This window comes from Pseudoalteromonas citrea (assembly GCF_000238375.3).
GTDB classification, from domain to species: Bacteria; Pseudomonadota; Gammaproteobacteria; order Enterobacterales; family Alteromonadaceae; genus Pseudoalteromonas; species Pseudoalteromonas citrea.
In genome coordinates this window covers 897976-917368 of the sequence record NZ_AHBZ03000027.1, presented here as the reverse complement: position 1 = coordinate 917368, position 19393 = coordinate 897976, and the positions used below count along the sequence as shown (strand labels likewise).

The 19393-nt window shown below is 39.0% G+C and carries 22 protein-coding genes and 1 pseudogene; 6 read left to right on the top strand and 17 right to left on the bottom strand.

Annotation, left to right across the window (positions count from 1 at the left end):
- Positions 1-58: 58 nt before the first annotated feature.
- A complete protein-coding gene (gene arsH / locus PCIT_RS21965) occupies positions 59-793 on the bottom strand; it encodes an arsenical resistance protein ArsH (protein ID WP_084622630.1) in 735 nt (244 codons plus the stop codon).
- Between the two features lie 157 nt (positions 794-950).
- On the opposite strand from arsH, the gene PCIT_RS21960 reads away from it, so the two are divergent.
- Positions 951-1259: an ArsR/SmtB family transcription factor gene (locus tag PCIT_RS21960; protein ID WP_010367819.1), complete on the top strand. Its 309-nt coding sequence runs from the start codon at positions 951-953 to the stop codon at positions 1257-1259.
- A 150-nt stretch (positions 1260-1409) separates the two neighbouring features.
- Complete coding sequence (locus tag PCIT_RS21955) at positions 1410-2102, top strand: VC0807 family protein (protein ID WP_010367818.1); 693 nt, start codon at positions 1410-1412, stop codon at positions 2100-2102.
- 174 nt (positions 2103-2276) lie between these two features.
- Here the strand turns inward: PCIT_RS21955 and PCIT_RS21950 are convergent, their stop codons facing one another.
- From PCIT_RS21950 to PCIT_RS21910, 9 genes are all read right to left on the bottom strand, one after another.
- A complete protein-coding gene (locus tag PCIT_RS21950) occupies positions 2277-2552 on the bottom strand; it encodes a hypothetical protein (protein ID WP_010367817.1) in 276 nt (91 codons plus the stop codon).
- Between the two features lie 128 nt (positions 2553-2680).
- Positions 2681-3085, bottom strand: a complete 405-nt coding sequence (locus PCIT_RS21945; protein ID WP_010367816.1) for a DUF1801 domain-containing protein — start codon at positions 3083-3085, stop codon at positions 2681-2683.
- Between the two features lie 425 nt (positions 3086-3510).
- A complete protein-coding gene (locus tag PCIT_RS21940; RefSeq protein ID WP_010367815.1) occupies positions 3511-4134 on the bottom strand; it encodes a LysE family translocator in 624 nt (207 codons plus the stop codon).
- 311 nt (positions 4135-4445) lie between these two features.
- The gene (locus PCIT_RS21935) at positions 4446-5777 is read right to left on the bottom strand and encodes a serine hydrolase domain-containing protein (RefSeq protein ID WP_273542027.1); all 1332 of its coding nucleotides are present in this window, start codon (positions 5775-5777) and stop codon (positions 4446-4448) included.
- A 409-nt stretch (positions 5778-6186) separates the two neighbouring features.
- Positions 6187-7137, bottom strand: coding sequence for a GlxA family transcriptional regulator (locus PCIT_RS21930; protein WP_010367813.1), 951 nt, complete (start codon positions 7135-7137; stop codon positions 6187-6189).
- An 88-nt stretch (positions 7138-7225) separates the two neighbouring features.
- A complete protein-coding gene (locus PCIT_RS21925; protein ID WP_010367812.1) occupies positions 7226-7765 on the bottom strand; it encodes an isochorismatase family protein in 540 nt (179 codons plus the stop codon).
- A gap of 610 nt (positions 7766-8375) precedes the next feature.
- Positions 8376-8909: a GNAT family N-acetyltransferase gene (locus PCIT_RS21920; protein WP_010367809.1), complete on the bottom strand. Its 534-nt coding sequence runs from the start codon at positions 8907-8909 to the stop codon at positions 8376-8378.
- A 490-nt stretch (positions 8910-9399) separates the two neighbouring features.
- A complete protein-coding gene (locus tag PCIT_RS21915; protein WP_010367807.1) occupies positions 9400-9738 on the bottom strand; it encodes a hypothetical protein in 339 nt (112 codons plus the stop codon).
- Positions 9739-10207: 469 nt separating this feature from the next.
- Positions 10208-10768: a hypothetical protein gene (locus tag PCIT_RS21910; protein WP_010367804.1), complete on the bottom strand. Its 561-nt coding sequence runs from the start codon at positions 10766-10768 to the stop codon at positions 10208-10210.
- 425 nt (positions 10769-11193) lie between these two features.
- On the opposite strand from PCIT_RS21910, the gene PCIT_RS21905 reads away from it, so the two are divergent.
- The gene (locus PCIT_RS21905) at positions 11194-11925 is read left to right on the top strand and encodes an AAA family ATPase (RefSeq protein ID WP_010367802.1); all 732 of its coding nucleotides are present in this window, start codon (positions 11194-11196) and stop codon (positions 11923-11925) included.
- 287 nt (positions 11926-12212) lie between these two features.
- Here the strand turns inward: PCIT_RS21905 and PCIT_RS21900 are convergent, their stop codons facing one another.
- The 4 genes from PCIT_RS21900 to PCIT_RS21885 all read right to left on the bottom strand — a co-directional run bounded on the left by PCIT_RS21900 (position 12213) and on the right by PCIT_RS21885 (position 14715).
- Positions 12213-12695 (bottom strand): GNAT family N-acetyltransferase, encoded by a 483-nt coding sequence (locus tag PCIT_RS21900; protein ID WP_040696642.1) that lies wholly within the window; start codon positions 12693-12695, stop codon positions 12213-12215.
- A gap of 141 nt (positions 12696-12836) precedes the next feature.
- Complete coding sequence (locus tag PCIT_RS21895; RefSeq protein WP_010367799.1) at positions 12837-13268, bottom strand: hypothetical protein; 432 nt, start codon at positions 13266-13268, stop codon at positions 12837-12839.
- Between the two features lie 172 nt (positions 13269-13440).
- Positions 13441-14034, bottom strand: coding sequence for a Crp/Fnr family transcriptional regulator (locus PCIT_RS21890; protein WP_010367797.1), 594 nt, complete (start codon positions 14032-14034; stop codon positions 13441-13443).
- 138 nt (positions 14035-14172) lie between these two features.
- Positions 14173-14715: a hypothetical protein gene (locus PCIT_RS21885; protein WP_157592778.1), complete on the bottom strand. Its 543-nt coding sequence runs from the start codon at positions 14713-14715 to the stop codon at positions 14173-14175.
- Positions 14716-14977: 262 nt separating this feature from the next.
- Between PCIT_RS21885 and PCIT_RS23190 the strand changes: the two are divergent.
- The 3 genes and pseudogenes from PCIT_RS23190 to PCIT_RS21875 all read left to right on the top strand — a co-directional run.
- Positions 14978-15160 (top strand): annotated as a pseudogene (locus tag PCIT_RS23190) (IS110 family transposase); the annotation flags it as partial.
- Between the two features lie 487 nt (positions 15161-15647).
- Complete coding sequence (locus tag PCIT_RS21880; RefSeq protein ID WP_010367793.1) at positions 15648-15839, top strand: signal recognition particle protein; 192 nt, start codon at positions 15648-15650, stop codon at positions 15837-15839.
- Between the two features lie 251 nt (positions 15840-16090).
- Entirely contained in the window at positions 16091-17011 is a 921-nt protein-coding gene (locus tag PCIT_RS21875) for an IS5 family transposase (protein ID WP_192992837.1), read from the top strand.
- Here PCIT_RS21875 and PCIT_RS21870 read toward each other — a convergent pair.
- The 3 genes from PCIT_RS21870 to PCIT_RS23365 form a co-directional block, all read right to left on the bottom strand.
- Positions 17008-18539, bottom strand: a protein-coding gene (locus PCIT_RS21870) for an IS3 family transposase (RefSeq protein ID WP_420492141.1) whose coding sequence is annotated in 2 segments (ribosomal slippage) — positions 17008-18083 and positions 18083-18539 — 1533 coding nt in all. Because the reading frame shifts where the segments join, the coding sequence is not laid out codon by codon here. The two genes, PCIT_RS21875 and PCIT_RS21870, sit on opposite strands and share 4 nt — an antisense overlap.
- A gap of 6 nt (positions 18540-18545) precedes the next feature.
- Positions 18546-18956: a hypothetical protein gene (locus PCIT_RS21865; RefSeq protein WP_010368079.1), complete on the bottom strand. Its 411-nt coding sequence runs from the start codon at positions 18954-18956 to the stop codon at positions 18546-18548.
- Positions 18949-19365: a Hachiman antiphage defense system protein HamA gene (locus tag PCIT_RS23365; RefSeq protein ID WP_192992843.1), complete on the bottom strand. Its 417-nt coding sequence runs from the start codon at positions 19363-19365 to the stop codon at positions 18949-18951. The genes PCIT_RS21865 and PCIT_RS23365 overlap by 8 nt, the downstream gene beginning before the upstream one ends.
- Between the last annotated feature and the right edge of the window lie 28 nt (positions 19366-19393).

Here is a 19393-nt window from a genome sequence, read left to right as displayed (position 1 = left end):
AATATTAAATATTTTTAAGCTGAAATTTATAACAGCATGTGAAATATAAAAATATGAGTTACTCACTAATACTTTCTTTTTTTAACACCTCTGCAAGCTTATTGCTTTTTTGTACTCGCTCAGAGTATCGATCAGTTAAATACCGCTTATTGTCACGAGTCAGCAATGTAAACTTCATCAGCTCTTCCATAACATCAACAATACGCTCATAGTAAGACGACTCTCGCATGCGTCCCTGTTCATCAAATTCTTGATACACTTTAGCCACTGAAGATTGGTTAGGTATAGTAAACATACGCATCCAACGGCCTAATACCCTTAATTGGTTGAGCGCATTAAAAGACTGAGACCCACCTGACACCTGCATGACGGCCAAGGTTTTTCCTTGTGTAGGCCGTATTGCTTTGATTGACAAAGGGATCCAGTCTATTTGTGTTTTCATCACACTCGACATGCTGCCATGGATCTCAGGGGAGCACCACACCATACCATCAGACCAAGTTACCCACTCTCTTAGCTCCTGTACCTTGGGGTGTTGTGCACCCTCGGTCGCGCCATGTAACGGCAATCCTTCTGGATTAAATATGTATGTTTCAGCCCCCATTTCTCTGAGTAATAGCTCGGCTTCTTCAATCACTTTTCGGCTATACGACCCTTCTCTTAAAGAGCCATAGAGTAAAAGGATTTTTGGCCTTTCACTCATTTCAGGTAAATCAAACGCTTCACCTGTTGGAGCTATAAATTCAGCTTGTTTGATATTTAATGTCTCTTGCAATAATACATTCTTATTCATAATACCCTGCTCACTCTCTTCAAATAACACATTCGATTTACCATATGTGTTTTATCATATACGATTAAACATATATGTAAAGTCATATGTGATTTGACAGATATGAAGCATCGGCGGTATAAGTGCACCATGAACTCCTAAGCAATGACAGTACCCAATGGAACCATTAATATTTTTTAAATGTTTAGCAGATGAAACTCGGCTGAAAACACTGATGTTGATCAGCTTAAAAGAGTCGCTATGTGTGTGCGATATACAATGCTGTTTAAATCTGAGTCAGCCTAAAATATCGCGTCATCTCGCCGAATTGCGAAAATGTAATTTGGTGATCTCTAGCCGTAAAGGCAAATGGATTTACTACCAATTAAACCCTGAGCTACCCGATTGGGCAAAAGAAGTACTTCAAAAAGTGACGGTAGAACAGCAACCAAATCTAAAGTCATGTTTAGCGGCCTTACAATGCTGATCTCTATGTTAGAAGATAGCTCGAGGTAAGTAAGCTACTCCAATGTACAAATATAACCAGGCAAGGCCAGCCAACTCAAACTGCTTGGCTTGTGAGTACGATTTACCGTACACTCAGCGCAATGCATCCGTTACTTGTTGAGAGGTTTTAGTGACAACACAACAAAATAAACCCACTGGTATTTTTAGCCAGCTACTGTTTAATATTATTATTCCCGTCGTCATTCTGACTCGCTTCTCCGGAGAAGCACATTTTGGCCCAACATTAGGCGTGGTCGTCGCTTTGGCTTTTCCTCTATTATTTGGGGCTTGGGAGCTAAAAAAGACGGGGAAATTTAGCTTTCTGTCCGTACTCGGCATCATCTCAGTATTGCTGACAGGTGGAATAAGCTTACTAGAGCTCGATGTAAAGTATATCGCAATCAAAGAAGCCTTGATCCCAGGCGTCATAGGCACAGCTATTATTGTTAGCCAATATACGAAATACCCGTTGCTTAAAACTTTGTTATTTAACCCCAATACCATGGACATAACTCGTATTGAACAAGCATTAGAAGCTAAAGGGAACTTAAATAAGCTGCCCAAAATACAAATCGTTGCATCAAATATTTTGGCCGGATCTTTCTTATTATCGTCTGTTTTAAACTACGTACTCGCCAAAATAATTGTAGTTAGCCCAGCAGGTACTGAAGCCTATAATAATGAGCTAGGTCGCATGACGGCATTAAGCTACCCCATTATTGCAGTGCCCAGTATGATATTGTTTTTTGTTGCTTTTTATTACCTACTCAATTCGATTAAAAAGCTTTCTGGATTAAAAATCGAAGAAATGTTTCCAGAGTAGGATATATAAAACATAGTACCGACCCTAAACAAGCTTCAAACTATAACAGCTCAAAATTCAAGGGCTTTATTACTCAATCACTAACAGAACAACTGTACTTAATGTGCAGTTGTTCTTTCAGTAAAAGGCCATCAATTTCATTTATAGATCACTGAGCAATGCATTGTCTTTGCTTCATGAAACCCATTGTTGTATCTTAGGGCTACCTACCGTTAAAGCTTTTAACGAAGTCATATTCATAGAAGAAGTCATGCTAGTTAAAGGCATGAAAAACAGCCTCGGCATTAACCCTATACCAATCAACAAGAAAAATACCCCAACTGACATCATTAATTCACTAAACTGCCATGCAACAACCGCAAAGTCATAAATACCAGACACTAAAAGTAAAGTAGCAAAACAAATGCACAGAATTAGAACTGCTTTCTCTCTCACCCGTAAATCATTCAAATTGCCATGCTCCTGTTAAAAATATCATCGGAAAAAATTGATAAGCTCAGCAACTAATTTCAAACTTGTGCCTGAAAACAAACTACCATGGTTAATAACTCCGCGCAATGCAACAATATAACTGGGGATCAAGCCCCTAACAATGGCAAATGCTTGCGCTGTTGGTAAGTTAAAGCAAGCTCTATGCAGTGCGTAAGCACTAACTCAGGAAGAGGATTTGATAAAGTAAGTTGAATCGCCCTATTACCTTGAAAGTCTAATGAATCACCGTGTAATTCTCTAAACGTGTCAACCAACTTAGTTTTACAATTGAAAAATAGATAGTAATGCTCAGGAGACTTCGATTTCCAATCTAGACGAATTGGGCTGCCTGTTTTTACGCTATAACTGGGCTCTCCCCACTTCAGCGACTCTTCAACTTCGTCCAACTCTAAAGATGTGGCCACCGTTAAAATCAAGTGACGCAGTGCAACCAAACGAGCTTTTGCTTCTTTAGGATACTCATCAAATCGACATTTAACAGCTTGGTCCATTAATCACTTCCTATTAAAACCATGTGAGTTTATAAATGCAGAGTGCGTTTATAATCCACCAGCTTTGCTTTGCCTGTTCACCGACAATAGTTCCTATATCAACTATCCACAAACCATCATCATTAGAGCTGCGACATAATAAAACAAGTAACCCTGGCCATCGGAAAATCACCAAATGCAACCCCGAAAGATAACGGAACCGGTAAATAAAACCAACTATTCCCCCCAATAAAACGCACGCTAGTTAAACAAAGAATAACGCAGCGGCAATCGCACCATTTAATCTACGCTTATAAATACTGAGCGAACAATACGTAGGAACAACCACGTAAAACATCGTATAAAAAGCGAGGCTCAGGGCGCTGGCCCATCATTGCTAATTCACATAATGCAGGATATTTTAGATCTATCCAACCACCAAGCCTTTAAGCACTTTTACTCTGTAGTGTCGCGGTGATTGCTCCAGCACCAACAAGCAACCCTCCACTGACTTTATTAAAGCCATTTTGAAATCTAACCGAGCTGACTTTATTACGTAGTACGCCAGAAAATAGGGCATAAGAGGTTACACTCAAAGTTGATACGAATAAAAAGCTCCCACCCATAATAAGCATTTGCGGTAAAGCAGGTAGGTTCGCATCTATAAATAGAGGAAAAAACGCCAGAAAGAATATTACGCCTTTAGGGTTCAATGCAGTGACCAAAAAAGCATGGCAATAAACAGAACCTTTTTCCATTACGGTATGTTCTATGCTGGTAATACTTACCTTAGTGCGAAATGATTTAATACCAAGGTAAAATAAATAGAGCGCACCCGCCCATTTAAAAAGATTAAACAATGTAGCAGAAGTTGCTAAAATCGCGCCCATGCCAAAAAATGAACAAATCATAGCCACAAGATCACCTGACAATGTACCCGCAACTAACGGGGTTACCGACTTTTTGCCATGCGCTAATGCTTGCCCCATCACTAAAAATACAGTCGGTCCTGGTGAAAAACACAAAACCATTGCAGCCGCGATAAATGAAACCCAAACTTCTATACTCAATTCATTCTCCAACAAATGTAAGTAATTAAAAACGTAAGTCGATACTGACTATATGAAAAACCGCTTACGTATCCTATTTGTCCCTAATAGTTACAGTTTGTACCCATAAAAACATAAACACAAGGTCTTTGTTATGAGTTTGGAAGCATAAAAGGTATAAGGATAATTTTTGACACACAGCGAGTGAAGCAGCGTTACTTTTAGCTCAGGGGCTCATCACATTAAGCGGCTTTACACATCAACACTTGTCATATAATAACCATATTTAAAATAGTAAATTTATCAGTGAGGTAAATCTATATGCTTCATAATTAGAACTTAATCAAAGCTTCTTGCTCACCCTGATACAAGTAAATAGGTACTATTTCACTCTTTCCAGCGTTTTCTCGTAGTTGAAAATAATTTTCAGTGCATTCATGAGAAAAAGAGCTATCTTCTCGGGGAATAATCTTCCGTTTAATGTCATCTCCATACTGGGCGTACAGTGTATTGCCCTCAAGAGAAATAGTTAAAACTTTGGAACTTGAAGACTGATAACGACCAACCAATTTTTGAGCTAATTGCTTAACCTTTTGCGAATCAATTAGTGGTTCAGGTGATAACTTTAGCTGCAGTGCAATCATATCGAGTAACATCGGGCCAGGATGTTTTGTATCAGCATTACTAAATGCAGTAGCAAATAAATTATGCTCAGGAAAATGAACATTCCATGAAAAGAATCCAGGCACCATTCCTTCATGGCTTAAGCTATCTATTGTAGCTAATGGCTGTATATTTAATCCCAACCCATATTTGATGTATTTACCACTATTCAAGCGCGCTTTAGTCGCCATTAGAGTAAAGTTTTGAAGTGTAATTACTTCTCCTGACGATAAAGCTTTATTCCACCGGCTCATATCAGCAAGTGTTGAAGCAATAGCCCCGGAAGAGTAGATCCAGCTGCGATCAACTTTCCATGAGCGCGATATTAATTTTTCCGCTTTAATATACTGTTTTGCAGCAGGATCGCGCGTTGTATAACCCTGAACATTTCCTACGCTCAAACCTTTGGTCATAACAAATGTATTTTTCATCTGTAATGGCTTAAAAAATACTTCCTCCAAGTAGGCTGAGTAAGGTAGCCCTGATGCCACTTCTATCACTTTTCCTAATAGAATATAACCTAGATTTGAGTAAGAATATTTCTCTGTGGGATTAGACTGAACAGATTTCCTCGTAATTCTGTTAATAACATCTTCGATCGACGCATACTCACCCCAGACTTGATGTACAGTGGGGTCATCCAGGTAATCCGGTAAGCCCGACGTGTGACTTAAAATATGCTCTAATGTTAGATGTTTATAATGAGGATTAATATTAGGAATGAATTTTCCTACAGGGTCTTTTAACGACAGTTTATTACTTTCCAATAACTTGAATATTGCAGCCGCTGTAAATGTTTTAGTAATTGAACCGATCTGAAAAACATCATCGACTTGAAGCGGTCTCATCGTTTTTAAATCTGCAATACCAATTGCACCACTATAAATCAGTTTGTCAGATTGTTCTAATCTCACCACCATCCCTGGTTCACTCCGTGAGTTATGGCACTGTAAAACTGCGTCAAACTTAAGCGTCTTCGCTAACACGCTAAAAGTACACATCCCTATAACAACACTTAATACAATAAATCTCACCATGAAAAAGCCCTCTTAAACCGTATTTATTAGAAAATTCAGATTACGACAGATTACAAGTGTAATCAATGTAAATTATAGTTATACTGTATCTGTGTGAGTAATCTGAAAGGGACAGCTAAGACTGTTGAATGCTACATAGCACTAATAAAAAGTCATCAAACATGCGCACATAGTTATTACGCGCTGAATGCGCATTCAAAAATTGAAAAAACGTTTAGAAGAAATGATACGAAACTTTCTGCTAGTTTTTTAACATGGCGTTTTCAATAATGGGCTAGCGCCTATGATTTTGTACGTTAGCATAGCTTGCTTCTAGAGTCGCGCCAATCTGATATTCCTTCTTCTTTAAAAGCAGCCGATTTAACTTCAAAAGCTACACGCTGCTATAACGTTGTCTATATTGCTGAGGACTCATGTCCGTAGTTTGAGAAAAAGCGCGCCGAAACTGACGGTCGCTTGAGTAGCCGCAATTTTGCGCCACAACTTCAACGCTACTATTACTGCGTTTCAACAACTGTTTAGCATGCCCAATTCTGATATGTTGAAGGTACTCACGAGGAGTAATGCCCAAATGAATAGAGAACAAACGACTTAATTGTCTTTGTGACAAGTTTGCAATATTGGCGAGTTGTTCAAGCGAGTAATACTGTGTGATATTGCGACAAACAGCATCTTGGACTTTGTGAATACTACGGTGCATATGGTTACGATATTGCAACCAACTACTGAGCTGTGGATCTTGGCCAGTTCGGCGGAAATATACCAGCATTTCTTGCGCCACTTGGGCAGCAATGTATTCTGAGAATCGAGTGCTCACAAAATAAATTGCCATGTCGATCCCAGAACTAATACCCGCGCTACTAATAATGTTTGTATCTTCAACAAATATTCTGTTGTCTAAAACTTGGCTTTCTGGAAATGCAATACGCATTTTATCAATCAGCTGATAGTGCGTAGTGCAAGACTTGTTGACTAATAATCCCGCCTTTGCCGCAAGTACAGCCCCAGAGCAAATGGTTAATACCGTTTGCTCAATGACTACCTTTTTAAGCCACTGAATGGTCTGCTGTGCATCACGGGTTGCATATGCACAAAAAGCTCGGTGACAACCCGGTAGGACAATAATATCTGTGGGCGTTAATGTTGTTGGCAAAGGCGATAGGTTTGCTAATTGCAACCCGCCATCACATCCTAGCTGCTCAGATGCACTAATATATTTGATCTCACACTCTAAACCTAAACGCCTTGCCTCTAAAAAAACTTGAAGAGGACCGGCAAAATCAAGTGGCAGCGTGCCTGCAAGCAAAACAAAATAAATGGTCACTGATTATCGCCATATTTTAATTAGATAGTATATTTATTTCAAAGTGGCGCACACCACTCATAGCTATGGTGTAACGCCAATTTAAAACTTAATAGTCGTGGTGAGAATGAATGGAAGCAAAACGATTAGCAAGCACTAATTCTGTTCTGGCTTTGATTTCATCTGAAGAGTAGTCTGCGCCCGTTATAGGACACTTCATGTCAAAGGTCAGTGTAGCATCAGTGACAAACTCAACCTTAAAACCTAAATCAAAAGCAACCCGTGTTGTGGTTTCGCAACACTGCTCCGTTCTGATCCCTGTGATAACTAATGTATCGATATCATGTCGCTTCAACCACGTTGCCAAACCTGTGTCTGTAAACGCATTGTGCACTGATTTATAGAATATTTTTGTAAATGAACTTGGTAAAAAGTCCATGGGTTCAACCAAACCTGAAGCAGGGTTAAACGGGCTTTCAGCCATATCTTCTCGGCTATGTAGCACTTTAATAATTGGTAGGTTAGCGCTGCTAAAATGATGAGTAAGGCTGAGTAAACTATTTTTAAAATCTAAGAAATCTTTGTCCTGCCAATAATCAGTTTTAAAAAAAGAGTTTTGTGTATCAATGATAATAAGTGCTTTATTCATTCCGTTTGTCCTATATCGGTTACCTTGTTTATTGCTGACACTATAAGAGATTAAGCAAAGTGCGAAGATACCTGTTGTTGACAAATACCGGACAGATTTAGACATACATGAGAATAGCTAATTTATCGTTCATACTTCTGGGTTTTATAAGCTACATAGGTAGTCACTATTGTGGTGGGTGAGACTTAATAATAGTCGGATGTTTGAAGATCTGCACTTCACAAGTAGACGCGATACAAAACAGTATCTAAAGTCGGCACCTATGCAAAAAACAATGCCAATAAATGAAAAGCTCATTGCAACGGCATCACCTGACAGCGCAGCGGAAAATAAGGGGGAGACTGACTTTTCACCATATATTAAACCTGCCACATCATTAATAATACCGTCAGCAGTGGTGAAAAACACAAAACCATAGCCGCATTTTTATTACTCCAGAGTGCACTGACCTATCATTTTTCGAAAAATTAAGATCTAATCCCACTGAACAATTAGCAACCAACAATATAGAACTTAAACATATAGAACTTAAAAATAGTCATTATTATTCATCTTTAAAAAAGTACAAAACCTTGCTCAATACATGAGTTAAGCTGTTTCATAAAGCCCCCTAACATTTACACAAAAGGCCATACATCGCTGAATCTGAGACAACTCCATTAATCTCCCACCGCTGCTTCAATAGGCCCTCCTTTTCAAACCCTAATCGCTCTAACGCTTTACCTGAAGCGGTATTCTCAGGGTCTATTTCAGCCTCAATACGGCGTAAACATAAGGCATTAAATGCATAGTCTATTAGCGCACTCGCAGCCTCAAACACAACACCTTTACCCCAAACATGACGACTAACGCCAAAGCCAATTTCTGCTCGCCTCGACTCTTTTTCATAATTAAATAGCATGACCTTACCCAACAACTCACCCGTATCCTTTAGGTAAATACCTAGAGTCAGTCCTGTGTTACTCTCCATTGCTTGCTCACTGAGAGTTATACAACTTTCAGCTTGTTCGACAGAATGCCATGGTGCTGTATTCCAATACTTCATCACGACTGGATCAGAGAATATGTCAAACAATGCTGTTGCATCACTTTTACCTAAAGCTTTCAACTTAAGTCGCTCAGTCGTAATTACGGTTTCTAACATTGAGTACTCGACCCTCTCTCGCTACTAAGGCATAATGCCGCTTATTATCTGAAATCAAACTTACTGGTAACCAATAGCAAAAACCAAATAACCTATATAAAAAGCCATCGACTAATAAAAAGAGTTATGGCATGTAAAATTCATCACCAAACCTTGGGGAAAATACTAAGAGCGGTTGATCTTTGCTGTTCTATTTTCGTTCTCTTTGAGCGTGCTTTTATCGCGACGCTTAATGTGTGGCCTAGTGTTCTGCGCAAACATTAAGCAACAAAAAGAAAAGGGCGCTCAAAAGAACCGATAGGCAGCGCTTGATTGGCTTTTCTACTATGTTATCGGCTGACTCACATGGAATAACCATGTTACGTAGCCTCTGCCTTGTATAAACCCCAATCAAACTGCTGCAAAAACACACCCAAAAGCCCAACAGCCCAACAGCCTCTAAAGCTTTGGTGATAAATTTGCGCCCAATTAACACGGGCACTTACTACCATTATAATTTTTTGACTATAACTGAAAGCGCGGTATTACCAACACTGATTTTTGCTTCTTGGTCTAATTCCACAACTAAAGAAGGAGATATACTCTCACCACCTACTTCCAATTTAGTGCTGAGATTAACAGTTGATTCCCCCTCGGGAGTTAACTTGAGTGCAAAGCTATATAAATTATCAACTGAAATTAATGCTTCCTCTTTAGGGCTCACTGTTAATGTCGGTGAACTCACTAAGTGTTCACTATTATAGATTTTTGTGCTGACAACAAAGTTATCACTCGCATTTACAAGGGAAGAAAACCCGAGTAACGTAATTAACCCAATCAACTTTTGCATTACTGTCTCTTTATATTTATATTTATGAATTAAGCGCATTCATTATACTAAATTTAACATGTAAAAAGGTCAATAAAGTTTGCAGATTTATAGCGAGGCTTGAGAAAATTTAATATATATCCGTCAAAGAAAGTTGAAACTCTATAGTCGAATAACAAGGCATAAAAGCCTAAACCTAAATATATTTGAAAAGATTGAACCTGATTTAATATTATTAGTGCGACCAACTGACTCTAGCTGTACACCCAAGGAAAACCTAATATGCGATTGATGGGGCATCACCAAAACACGCTTTTTGCACGGCTTCATTGGTTTGTACAAATAGGTACTATTTTATACTAGGGTTTGCACTTCATGCTCTGAGAGTAATAAAGGGAGTGTCTACGCTACATAACCGGTACGTGAAGTAGCGAGATGCGAGTGCCAGCTAAATGTTACGCGTATAAATAAGTTGTCTTGTTGTATAAACCTATAACGAACGCGCCCTTTGCCAGAAATTACGAGCATTAGATCCCTTGCTCCAATGCGTAAACTTCTCACGATAGCTTTCCCATGGCTCATCTAATACTTCACGTTCGTCACTGAGAGAATATGCCATCCCTTCCATGAACCATTGAGGAGTATCAAACCACACCTCTAAGTTACCCAGCTTTTCATGCTGTAAGTGATGAATAAATTCGTGAGAAAGAAAACTAGAATCCCAAGCTCTAGGACCAATAATAATCCCAAACGTGCTCAACGTTGCAGCTCTCATTTCATTAAAGCCAAATGAATTAAAACAGGAAGGGGTGGAACAAAAAATGACCCTAGGATTGTTCTCAAACGAGGTCACCTGTTTTTCAGTGAATGCATGCGCTGATGCATAAAGTTCTAATGCAGTATCAAGTTTAGAAGACGCATCAATACAGATAGTAGCACTGACACAATCCACGCCGTTAAGCTCAGGAGCCAATATACGGATAGGTTTGTATCCGAACCAAAAAGCCAACGGGCTTAGGATCAAAACTACGAGTAGCAATCTCAACTTCATATTAACCTATTCATATAACTATTTAGTATTTATGCTGCGCGCTTTTATGCTGAATAATCGCGTCTAGCTACCACCTGCTCAGCAACTTCAACATTGGAGCTATTTTTGCGACAGATATTTACGTTTAGTGACTTTATTTACATTAAGCCGATTTAGTCAACTTCATCGCAGATCTCTTAGGTGATGAGGTGGACAATAGGCTTTTCATAGTAGCAACGACAGCGGAAAAAGACGAAGTAATTTGCTCTACCTCTCTAAATTTAATCTTGTTGCCGACAACACTGACATAGCGTACCCTAGCCGCCAAATTTATAGAACCGAAATTCAGAACAACAAGTATGCATCTTTTATGGCAAATTACTTTAATTCTATTTCACCTAAGATACCGTCAAAAACCACCAAATACCTAGACTCTAAAGGACCATATGAACCTAGAAGACAGACCATATATCAGAGAGATTCAACTCAAACGTGATAAAATTGAAAACTTCGATATTTACCCTTTTTGTATTCCAGCCATAAAGGAGCTAGAAAGCCTAGAATTTCACCCTGATGTTACTTTTTTCATTGGAGAAAATGGTGCAGGCAAATCAACACTCATTGAGGCCATCGCCGTAGCTCAAGGCTTCAACCCTGAAGGGGGAACAAAAAACTCACTCTTCTCTACGAGCCAAACTCATTCTGAACTGCATGGGCAGATCAAGTCTATTAAAAGCTTTAAACACCCTAAAGATGGCTACTTCCTTCGTGCAGAAAGTTTTTACAATGTCGCTACTATGATGGACGAAACGGGGTACTTGCAAGGATACGGAGGTCAGTCTTTACATGAGCAATCACACGGTGAATCATTTATGGCAACGCTCACAAATAAATTAAGAGGCAATGGCCTATACATTATGGATGAACCTGAAGCCGCATTATCACCGGCACGCCAAATGGCAGCCATATCTGCGATCCATCAGTTAGTAGAAAAAAACTCTCAATTTATTATAGCAACCCACTCTCCAATACTATTGGCCTATCCTAGAGCGAAAATATACCAGTTCTCAGATTCTGGTATTTCTGAAGTTGCCTATGAAGATACTGAGCACTATAAAATTACAAAAGATTTCTTAAACCACCATGAGAAAATGATGAATATTCTAATGGAAGCATAATATGAGAAGTCCAGACAGGTAATGAATAAAAAACAATCATTTTTTTGGGGGAGGTGTATTTTATCTTCATCACTTCGATATTGAATTCAGGCATTAAGTCTACTTAGCCAATCTACCTATCACTTCGAAATATCATCACATTACTCGGTGCTTTTAAGTCTTTCATAACACCTAACTTTAAACGCCTTATTAATTATATTCTGACTGCGCGCTAGTTTTACTAGCGCGCAGTCAGATTTAAAAAGTTAAATATGATAACGACATAATAAGTGGCCTCTGATCGTAAGTTATGCCTTTAATTTCAATATCATTAGTTTTGCATTATGACCATAACTTGGGCAAATTACTGCATCAGGCTGATTTTTAAAACCAAACGTCCCCCAAAAGCCACTTGAATTTTGAACTGCAACCAATAGTATTTTATTGAACCCTTGTGCTTTGGCTATACCAACTAGGTTGGTCACTAACTTTTTTGCAATCCCTTTGCCTCTTGATTCTTTCGCTAAAGCTAGATCGTGTAAGTACAAATTTAAACTAGCAGTTACATGGGATATTTCATGTAATTTGGGAGGTATTTCACTTGGCCACGGGTGTGCTAATAAATAAGCTGAAATAGTGTCACCTTCTTTATATACTGCACAAGTGTTAGGTGATAAAAGCCATTTACTTTTGAGAATATCGACATCTTCTGGCTCAATTTCTAGATAAGCCTCTTCTTGAATTTTTAGAATATCACTCCAAGAGTTATCCGTTATTAAATTAATAGACATAATTCTACCTCTGAGAAATAACACCGCCGCCAACCGATAACCAGAGCACTTATGGACTAAACCCGCGCTTGCACCAAGCGCTAAAAGCGAGATAGGGTAAATCATAACCCGCTTGATGGCTTTGTTATACATTTATAACAACTACCCAAGTATTGGTAGTAATCCAAAAACTAACATAATGCACGCGATTAGTGATAGTAGTGATCCAGTGCGTACCATAATTGTTACCATAAATTCGCTAGTCACTGTTGCTGAAAAACCAGCACCTGCGATTGAAAGGGCTTTACTCGCACCTGTTACAGACGCAATCGTTATTCCCAGCCAAATAAGTATAAATCCCGATGCACAACCATACGCCACAAACATGGCTAAAGATAAAGGCAACACAACCAGAGACCAGATAACACCAAAGATAGCCAGAGCCATTCCACACTGAACAGCAGTCAAATGGCCCGACAGAGCCATCCTAGAATTTTTGACCGCAGGTATCAAAGCACCTTGGATTAAACCAAGTAGGAAAAAGGCAATGCCAATAAAGATAAGTTGCTCACCTATTTGTGTAAGTTCTATCATGATATTCCCCATATATGTATAACACTAGGGGCTATGGCGCTACTTACACTCCTGACGTTGCCAGTGTATAACGGGGAACTTTGTTCATATTGGTTTTTTAATTTTTTACAGGCATTCATTGTTACTCTCCATTGAAAAAACACATGGTAAGCAACAAAATACTAAACCTCATTCACCTAGATTCATTTTTTAATTTACTCAATGTCTGGGGAGCGACACCGAGGTAAGAAGCGATATGATAGGACTTAACTTGATTAAATATAAAAGGGTATTCGTCAAGTAAACGATCATACCTTTGGGCTGCGGTCTCTGACATAAGAGCAAGGACACGTTTGTATGTTGCACAATAATACGTGTCATGTATCCATATTCTCGCCAAACGCTCCCACTTTTTGTCTTGTGATATAAACTTATTAAGATCTACCAGTGACGCGACATAAAAAACCGAATCTTCAAGAACTTCAAAGTGAAGCATTGAGCCTGTATTTTCAGAAAAACTGACGCTATCGTCCATAAAATGGTTTAACCCATGTTTGCTTTTTCCACGAAAGTAAAGTTGCCAAGTATGTTCTTTGCCATTCATATCACTTAGATACGATCTGGCTAACCCACGTTTAATAAACCATATTTCACTAAACACGTCACCTGCATGATGAACCATCGTTCCTTTTTTAACATGCTTTTTATCAAACATTCCGCAAGCACCCGCCCACTCATCATCGTTGACCGGAATATAATGCTCAATCATTTTTCTAAAATATTTCATAGAGCTACAATTTTTTTAATATTAAAGTAAAAGTAATAAATCGCACCCAATCAAAAATGAATGCAGGTTCTCGTGCCACAATCAATTTACGTTGGGTGTTTTTAAATTTTACTGTTAAAAAATAAGAATGGCGATTATTCAATCAGACTGCGCTGACTTGTGCTTGCCTATACTGGCAAATGCTTCAATACCACTAACTATTTTATTTATTCCTTTAGACCCACCGGCCATAAGTGCCCCCATCGTAAACAATTCAAATGCATTGAACAAAATGAGCTGTAAAGTAGGGATCCCAGAAAAAGAAAACACATCTGAAAAAATACGTATTCCAACTAATCCCATCGTTAAACCTATTAAAAACCCAACAATACCGGCTTGTTTTGTTGTTTCTGCCCGATAGCTAGCGAGTAACTCTGTCGCTGAAGCCCGATCAGCTTTGTCTCCATTATCAATTCTATTTACGAGTTTAATTTTTCCTGGCTGCCGATAAGCAATCACGTATAACTCAACTATGCGCTCTACAATGAGAGATAAGAACAATAACCTTAACAATAATAAAAAGAACTGTTGCGGTTCAGTGAATCCAACCCAAGCTAAGTTGTGACCAATTGCAAAAAAGTGAGAACATACCGACAAAGCGAGTACTGATGTAATGCTAACAAAAATATATTTAATGTTCATAATATAACAAAGCAATCCAAGTTTTATATGAGCGCTATCAAACGAATCATCAGTCTGACGTCGGCCATTATTTTTTGACCCTATGATTGAATTTTTTTTACTTAGATTCAATGTTTTATATCTAAAATAAATTTTTTACCTAATGACCATACAATAAAAAACACAATCCCCTAAGCAACATCGAATCTGAAATATCGCTTAAAGCTGTAAACTCAAAAATAGAGAAAAGCTGAACTCATACGCATACATAAGGCACCGAAAAAGTGAATCGGCCGTACTATTGCTACGGCATAATCATAACGCCACCAAATACCTTGAAAAATTACAAAAACGGATGAGTAAAGCCAAAGCATTGTCAGCGCTGACGCATAAGCTTGTTCGATGTGTTTACTATATGCTTAAAAAAGAGACTGTATTCGATGAAACCCGATTCTTAAAGCGTTAGTCACGGTACTGAGTGAGCTGAACGTCTAACTGGATAAAAGGCTGAGCATCAATCAATTGGGTGAGTAAATAGCCATTAAGCTATAACCGGATCAACTGCCTAACTAGCAAAGCCATTTGGCTTGATTAGACGCTCAGTACGCGTGCATTAATACAATAAGCAAAGTCGCTTACACCTGACTTGAGCCTGAAACTAACAGGATCACAATAATGAAACCAGTCGCCTTGAATAGTGCCATAATGAGGTTAACCGATGAATGCTTCGGCTCTGGCATCCTGCTTCGCTCTACTGCCTAAATCCTTTTAGGCATAGTGCCCCTGCGAACCCATAAGGGAATGGAAAAAGTAGGCAGCGATGAGATCGCAATAAGAGAGCCTCACTATGTGTTTGCCGCAAGCAACTTGCTTAACAGCCAGAGTAACAAGTGACACCCAATCAAAAATTTTTTTGATCTTTGAGACGAAACACCCAACATAAGCAATCTATTTTGGATGGGTGTCAGCTAAAATCTGCTTCTGGTACTCAAGTGCAAGACATCAATAAGTTACTTAAACAGTTTACGCAAATGCAGAAGATGATGAAAAAGATGAAGGGCAAAGGCAGCATGATGAAAATGATGCGCGGCATGAAAGGCATGATGCCACCGGGTATGTTTGGCGGTGGCGGCCCTAAGTTTTAATGAATCACATTAAAATATTGACTAGTTAGAATGATTTACCCTAACTTAATTAAGTTAGGTTTTTTTATTTAAAAAGTAAATATAATGTGATTTTCATTGGTTTTTTTACTGCTTTCATGGTTGAATTAATTTTAATTTTTATTAATTTCTCGGTATTTGTTTTATGTTTTAATGGGCCTTGTTTCCTAAATAATTGAACTTCTTTGGTTTGGTGTGATCAGATCATAAAATGCCTTAACCCATGCCTTGAAATGAAGAAGAAAATTAGGAATTGGTCACAGTACAATCGTGCTTTAGTTCAACGCGGTAACATCAATATTTGGCTAAGTGAGAGTGCCATCTCTAAGTGGCAAAATACCGAAAAACACGGTGGCCGTGGTCGTTCAAATTACTATTCTGATTTAGCAATTGAAACGTGTTTAACCTTAAGGGCCGTATTCCATTTGCCACTCAGGGCCTTAGAAGGGTTTGTAAATTCCTTACTTACTACGATGGATACCTCGCTGCAATCACCGGGTTATAGCTGTTTATGCAAACGCAGTAAAACACTTGATGTGCAATATAGAAAAAGCGCAGGCAAAGGCTTTATAGATATTGTGGTCGATAGCACGGGCCTTAAAGTGTATGGAAATGGTGAATGGCATACAAGAAAACATCGTGCGACTAAGCGCCGAACTTGGCGAAAATTGCACTTGGCCGTTGATGCGACAAGTCACGATATTGTGGGTGCTGAGCTGTCGATGGTAAATGTGTCAGATGGTGAAGCCCTTGCCGATTTAATCAGGCCACTGCGCAGGAATAGTGACAGAGTCACAGGTGATGGTGCATATGACACACGCAGTTGCTATGAGGAGGTCGCAGCAAAAGGTGCGATTATGCGGGTACCGCCAAGAGAGAATGCCCAATACTGGGAAGAAGGACACCCCAGAAACAATGCCATATTTATGATGCACCAAATAGGGTTAACGCAGTGGAAAATGAATTCAGGGTACCATCTTCGTTCACTTGCCGAGACGGCGATGTATCGTTTTAAACAATTAATGGGTGATAAGCTGAAAAGTCGTCAATTCAATAGTCAGCATACTGAAACGATGATTAAAGTGAAGGCAATAAATAAAATGAATGGGCTAGGTATCGGTGTTTTTCAAGGTAGTTGTCGCCTGAGCTGTTAAGCTGCTTCTCTTTTGTTCTCTGGATTCAACTCCACATCACTGATTTCATCCCAATTTCTGGTGTGCTTTGACCAGCGGTTAGCATTCTTTTCTTGCGCTTTTTTATATAACTCACGGCGCTTTGCCAATATCGCTCTATCTTCCCCACTATGACGTTGCCCGGGTGTCACGAACTTGATACGACTATGCCTGTGTGTGTTGTTGTACCAATTCGTGAAGCCTTTCACCCAGCTTCTTGCATCTTCAAGGTGCTTAAAACCTTCACTTGGCCAGCGGTGGCTATATTTAATCGTGCGAAACAGAGATTCCGAATATGGATTATCATTGCTGACACCTGGACGGCTACGAGAGCCTATTATCCCCATTTCAAGCATCTTGGCCTGCATCGTCAGGCACTTCATCGGACTACCGTTATCTGAGTGCAATACAACATTTTGTTTAACGCATTTCTCAGCCCAGAGTGTACGTTCAAGTAATTCCGCAGCATATTCTCCTGACTCACTATCATGAACTTCCCAACCCACAATTTTACGGCTGAAGATGTCGATTATCATGTAGAGGTAGAAGAAGCGACCAATTACTGTTGAAGGGCAGTAGCTGATATCCCAAGTCCAAACTTGGTTTGGCCCTGTCGCCGTATACCCCCTAGGCTTAACTCGGCTATTATTAGGCTTTGCTTTACCTCGATGAGTCAATTGGTCATTGGCTTTCAGCACACGATAAAAGCTTGATTCAGATGCGATATACTGCCCGCTATCTGCCAGCATTGGCACTATCTGGCTCGGCCCTAAATTGGCGTATTCCTCTTGGTTGCTGATATCTAATATTACTTGTTGCTCTTCCTCTGTAAGCTTATTTTTCGGCTCTGGTCTTTGCGCTGTTGGCCTTTTATCAGGGATGATTTCACCCTGTTCTTGCCAACGCTGTAACGTCCGTATAGACAAACCTATTTCTTCACAGGCTCTCTCTTTTCTTGCGCCAGAGGTCACGGCATCATCAATCAAAGATGCGTAATACTGTCTATCTGAGTGTGAGGTTAACTGTCCTCGTCTTCCCCCCAGTAGGTATTTAACTTTTTTCTTAGCACCAATAATGCCGCGGTTTCAGCAAGGGCTGCATCTTTACGTTTAAGCTCTTTTTCTAGCTCTTTGATCCGCTTACGATCAGCTTTTCGCTCTTGGGTTAATTGCTTACGCTGCTGGGCTTGCGTCTGATTACCTTCAATACAGCTTTGCCTCCATTCTTTAACTTGCTCAGGGTAAAGCCCTTTTTCACGGCAATACTCACTTAACTCAATTTCGCTCAATGCTGCTGTTTCTAAAACAATTGAGAACTTCTGCTCTGGTGACCAACCATCTAAACTATTACTCTCTGTCAAACTAGACCCTACTTTTAAATACTTATCTCGCCATGAATACAAAGTAGATAAGTTGATACTTTCTTGCTTTGCGAATTGACCTAATGATAAGCCACTTTCAACCAGCTTTCTAATGACTGCTTGCTTATGGTCTTCTGGATAATGCTTCACTCATAACTAACTTACCGCTCCCTGTTTTATTTTATGAAAAACTGAGGCGACAACTATCCTGACACAGGGGGCAATTAAACTTTCATTATTAAGAAATGAGTGCTCTATATTTAGAGAAAAAAGCCCCATCTTATAGAAAACTGTAGATGAAACCGCTTTGAAGTAATCCTCATTTTTATGAAACGGTTCCATCATACTTATAATATGATGGGCTATACTTCTATCTGTATTTCGGTTGGAATTTATTAGAATGTTAATAAACCTATAAATATCCGACTTTTCTTTTTCTTTAAGACCTCGTCCCACTTTGTTAAAAACAATATGTTTGGTGTACTTTTTAACTACAGATATAAATATCTTTTTAAAATATTCATCTGTGAGAACTTTTTCTGCTAACACATCTCCAAACCTAGACATACAGTTCCTCATCGACGCTCTTCTTGAACTCGGAGATATTCTCAAACGGTATGAAAAACACCTTAACTTCAGAGTCCATAGATTTAATTTTTAAAAGGTATTCTTTTAACTTACCGAGATTATTAGCAACAACAGTTTTAATTTCATCATGAAGTGATTGTCGAAATTTTTCTACACTTTGGAGTTTATCCAAAGTTGAAGAATCAAATTCGAAACCAACTAACAAAGCATAAGAATCACTTATACTAGGACCATTTGAAGTTTCACTAGGCAGCAAAATTTTAATAAGGTTCTTTTGCTCATCTTCACTAAAATGGCTTTCTAGGATTCCAGAGCTGATTAAATCTGCTGGTCCGCTAACGTTCGTAGCTCCCCGACAGAGCTTTTCGATTACATTTTCAAAACCTATATTTAGTTCCCTAGTTAAATTTGAATAG

Excerpts from the sequence above, each read along its gene's own strand:
- arsH (WP_084622630.1), bottom strand. The coding sequence starts at position 793 with ATGAATAAGAATGTATTATTGCAAGAGACATTAAATATCAAACAAGCT.
- PCIT_RS21960 (WP_010367819.1), top strand. The coding sequence starts at position 951 with ATGGAACCATTAATATTTTTTAAATGTTTAGCAGATGAAACTCGGCTG.
- PCIT_RS21945 (WP_010367816.1), bottom strand. The coding sequence starts at position 3,085 with ATGGACCAAGCTGTTAAATGTCGATTTGATGAGTATCCTAAAGAAGCA.
- PCIT_RS21935 (WP_273542027.1), bottom strand. The coding sequence starts at position 5,777 with ATGTGTACTTTTAGCGTGTTAGCGAAGACGCTTAAGTTTGACGCAGTT.
- PCIT_RS21925 (WP_010367812.1), bottom strand. The coding sequence starts at position 7,765 with ATGAATAAAGCACTTATTATCATTGATACACAAAACTCTTTTTTTAAA.
- PCIT_RS21920 (WP_010367809.1), bottom strand. The coding sequence starts at position 8,909 with ATGTTAGAAACCGTAATTACGACTGAGCGACTTAAGTTGAAAGCTTTA.
- PCIT_RS21915 (WP_010367807.1), bottom strand. The coding sequence starts at position 9,738 with ATGCAAAAGTTGATTGGGTTAATTACGTTACTCGGGTTTTCTTCCCTT.
- PCIT_RS21910 (WP_010367804.1), bottom strand. The coding sequence starts at position 10,768 with ATGAAGTTGAGATTGCTACTCGTAGTTTTGATCCTAAGCCCGTTGGCT.
- PCIT_RS21905 (WP_010367802.1), top strand. The coding sequence starts at position 11,194 with ATGAACCTAGAAGACAGACCATATATCAGAGAGATTCAACTCAAACGT.
- PCIT_RS21900 (WP_040696642.1), bottom strand. The coding sequence starts at position 12,695 with ATGTCTATTAATTTAATAACGGATAACTCTTGGAGTGATATTCTAAAA.
- PCIT_RS21895 (WP_010367799.1), bottom strand. The coding sequence starts at position 13,268 with ATGATAGAACTTACACAAATAGGTGAGCAACTTATCTTTATTGGCATT.
- PCIT_RS21890 (WP_010367797.1), bottom strand. The coding sequence starts at position 14,034 with ATGAAATATTTTAGAAAAATGATTGAGCATTATATTCCGGTCAACGAT.
- PCIT_RS21885 (WP_157592778.1), bottom strand. The coding sequence starts at position 14,715 with ATGAACATTAAATATATTTTTGTTAGCATTACATCAGTACTCGCTTTG.
- PCIT_RS21875 (WP_192992837.1), top strand. The coding sequence starts at position 16,091 with ATGAAGAAGAAAATTAGGAATTGGTCACAGTACAATCGTGCTTTAGTT.
- PCIT_RS21865 (WP_010368079.1), bottom strand. The coding sequence starts at position 18,956 with ATGTCTAGGTTTGGAGATGTGTTAGCAGAAAAAGTTCTCACAGATGAA.